This is a genomic window from Mesorhizobium sp. M2A.F.Ca.ET.067.02.1.1 (genome assembly GCF_004023285.1).
GTDB lineage: Bacteria > Pseudomonadota > Alphaproteobacteria > Rhizobiales > Rhizobiaceae > Mesorhizobium.
Genome location: NZ_RZSB01000685.1, coordinates 1 through 3241, shown reverse-complemented (window position 1 = coordinate 3241; position 3241 = coordinate 1). Strand labels below are relative to the sequence as shown.

The following is a 3241-nucleotide window of genomic DNA, read 5'->3' as shown; positions in this document are numbered from 1 at the left end:
CGGCTGTGCCGGCGCGTTCAGCTTGGTGACGTTGTCCTCTTCCCGCTTGGCTGCTGCGCTCATGCCGCTGCCCCTTCCCTGCTCTTGATCTTTTCGAGGGACGATGCCTCGCCGTCCGTCAGGTTCTGCACGATCGTGTCCAACACCCGGATCAGGATGCGTCGATCTTCAGGCGAAACGCCGGTCAGCGACTCCTCATAGACCTCGCCGGCAAGGCTTTTGACATCTGCATAGGCAGCGCTCGCCTTCTCGGTCGGGAAGATCATGCGCACGCGCCGATCGGTGGCGTCCTGGCGGCGCTCGATCCAGCCGCCTTCCTCCATGCGGTCGACGAGGCGCGAGACGCTGATCGGTTCGATTTCGAGAAGTTCGGCCAGCCGCGCCTGCGTGATGCCTTCTTCCTTGGCGACGCGCACCATCAGCCGCCATTGCGCGGAGGAAAGCCCCAACCCGCTGGCGCGCGCCTCGAAGCGCTTGCGCATCAGGCGCTGCACGTCGTGGATCAAAAATCCCAATCTGTCGATGCCATCCGAAACCATGAGCGATACATATAATAAGCGTGCTTATTATTCAAGGGGAAGCATTGCGCCAGAAGCCGGCAAGTCGTCATGGCAGGCATTTGGTGCATTCATGGTTAGCGGTTCTTGAACGGCTACCCGGGCCAAAGCTGCGGCTTGCGGCGATGCATTCACAGCGCGGCGTCAACCGTCTGAAAATTCACTGTGTTTTCTGTCACACGCTAGCGCCTCCATGCTTGCTCATGGTAAAGCTTCAGCGGTGGATCGGGGGATCACGCAATGCCGACGCTTTATGCGCTGAAGCCGGCCTTCCAGGATAGGTTGCGGCCGCTTGTCGGCCGGCTGGCGGCCATGGGGGTGACAGCCAACGGCATCACCCTGCTTGCAGCCGGCCTCTCAATTGCGGCCGGTCTGGCGATCGCGGCGGCGCCCGGTTCGCGCCTGCTTCTCCTACTCATCCCCCTAGCGCTGTTCGCGCGCATGGCGCTCAACGCCATGGACGGCATGCTGGCGCGGGAGCATGGCCAGGCCTCTACCCTGGGCATGTATCTGAACGAAATATGCGACGTTGTCTCCGACCTGGCGCTCATCCTGCCCTTCGCGGCCTTTCCGCAGTTCGGCGTCTGGGGTGTCGTCGCCTTCGCCATGGCGGCCATGCTCGCAGAATTCGCTGGCGTGCTCGGCATCCCCGCAGGCATCGGACGCAACTATGCCGGCCCGTTCGGCAAGAGCGACCGGGCGCTTGGGCTCGGCGTGGTCGCGGCCTTGTGCGCCTTCGGGCTGTGGCCCGCGACCATCGCGCCGTTTGTGTTTCCGGCCATGGCTACGCTGTCGCTGCTGACCGCCATAAACCGGATACGTGCCGGTCTTACTGGCAACACCGGCTAAGCATCGAGGCTCGCCATGCCGGACGAGGGGAACAGCATGCTTCACGAAGAGATCGCCGCCGCGCCGGCGGAAAGCCTTACGCGGCAGGCGCAGGAACGCAGCTTCCACAGCCATGACGGCACGGAGATTTTCTACCGTTTCTGGCCGGCCGCATCTGCCGAGGCCAAAGGCGCGGTCGTGCTTTTCCATCGCGGCCACGAGCATGGCGGCCGCATGGCGCATCTGGTCGATGAATTGCGAATGCCGCATTACGCCTTCTATGCCTGGGATGCGCGTGGCAATGGCCGCTCCGCCGGCGAGCGCGGCTATGCGCCGTCCTTCGCGGCGCTGGTGCGCGATATCGACTGTTTCATGCGCGAGATCGCCGCCAAGGACGGCTTTGGCGCACAGGACATGGCGCTCATCGCGCAATCCTTCGGCGCGGTGCTCGCCGCCGCCTGGATGCATGACTATGCGCCGAAACTGCGCGCCATGGTGCTTGCCTCGCCGGCATTCTCGGTCAAGCTCTATGTGCCCTTCGCCAAGGAAGGCATCGCGCTATGGCAGAGGATCAACGGGCGCTTCTTCGTCAATTCCTATGTCAAGGCGAGCCTGCTCACCCATGACCCGGTGCGCATCGCCTCCTTCGAGAACGATCCGCTGATCACGCGTCCGATCGCTTCCAATATCCTGGTCGAGCTCTACCAGCATGCGGCGCGCATCGTCTCCGACGCCCGCGCCATCACCGTGCCGACGCAGCTTCTTTTGTCCGGCAGCGATTGGGTGGTGCGGCACGGCCCGCAGCACGATTTCTTCGTCAATCTCGGCAGCCGCGTGAAGGAGCGGCATGTGCTGCCGGGCTTCTTCCACGATACGCTCGGCGAGCGCGACCGCGCCAAGGCGCTCGACCTGATCCGGCCGTTCATCGAAGGGCAATTTGCTTCGCCGGCCGAAGCCATCGACCTGAAGCAGGCGGACATCGCCGGCTACACGCGCGACGAGGCCGACAGGCTCGCCTCGCCGCTGGATCTTCTGTCGCCCAGGGGCCTCTATTGGGCCATGAGCCGCGCCTTCATCCGCATCGGCAGCTGGTTCTCGCGCGGCATGAAGATCGGCGTCGGCACCGGTTTCGATTCCGGCTCGACGCTGGACTATGTCTACGAGAACGAGGCGCGTGGCCTCGGGCCAATCGGCCGCATGGTCGACAGGACTTTTCTCGACGCCATCGGCTGGCGCGGCATCCGCCAGCGCAAGCTCAACCTCGAGGAGCTGATCGGTTCGGCGCTGGCAACGCTGAAGGCGGCCGGACGTCCAGGCCACATAATCGACATAGCCGCCGGGCACGGCCGCTACGTGCTCGACGCCGTCGGCAAGAGCGCCGAGCAGCCGGCCAGCGTGCGGCTGCAGGACTATTCCGACATCAATGTCGAACTCGGCCGCAAGCTGATCGCCGATCGGCAATTGCCGGCCGGCGTCTCGTTCCGGCGCGCCGACGCCTTTGACGACGCCGGGTTGGCCGCGCTGAACCCGGCGCCGGATCTTGCCATCGTCTCCGGCCTTTACGAGCTCTTCTCGGATAATGCGTTGATCGCCCGCCCGCTCGGCGGCTTAGCCCAGGCGATGCAGCCGGGCAGCTTGCTGATCTACACCAACCAGCCCTGGCACCCGCAGCTCGAGATGATCGCCCGCAGCCTGACTTCGCATCGCGGCGGCCAGGCCTGGGTCATGCGGCGGCGCACGCAAGCCGAGATGGACCAGCTGGTCGAAGCCGCCGGCTTCGAGAAGCTCGACCAGCGCATCGACCAATGGGGTATCTTCACCGTCTCGCTGGCAAGGCGGGTTTAGGACCCGCCACG

At 64.6% G+C, this 3241-nt stretch carries 3 protein-coding genes; 2 read left to right on the top strand and 1 reads right to left on the bottom strand.

Going from position 1 to position 3241, the window contains the following annotated elements:
• Nucleotides 1-59: 59 nt before the first annotated feature.
• Nucleotides 60-539, bottom strand: a complete 480-nt coding sequence (locus tag EOA28_RS29965) for a MarR family transcriptional regulator (protein WP_112130300.1) — start codon at nucleotides 537-539, stop codon at nucleotides 60-62.
• A gap of 258 nt (nucleotides 540-797) precedes the next feature.
• On the opposite strand from EOA28_RS29965, the gene EOA28_RS29960 reads away from it, so the two are divergent.
• Together EOA28_RS29960 and EOA28_RS29955 are read left to right on the top strand one after the other, a co-directional pair.
• Nucleotides 798-1406: a CDP-alcohol phosphatidyltransferase family protein gene (locus EOA28_RS29960; protein ID WP_127251603.1), complete on the top strand. Its 609-nt coding sequence runs from the start codon at nucleotides 798-800 to the stop codon at nucleotides 1404-1406.
• Nucleotides 1407-1442: 36 nt separating this feature from the next.
• On the top strand, nucleotides 1443-3230 hold the full coding sequence (locus tag EOA28_RS29955; protein WP_189342246.1) for a bifunctional alpha/beta hydrolase/class I SAM-dependent methyltransferase: 1788 nt from the start codon (nucleotides 1443-1445) through the stop codon (nucleotides 3228-3230).
• Nucleotides 3231-3241 lie beyond the last annotated feature (11 nt).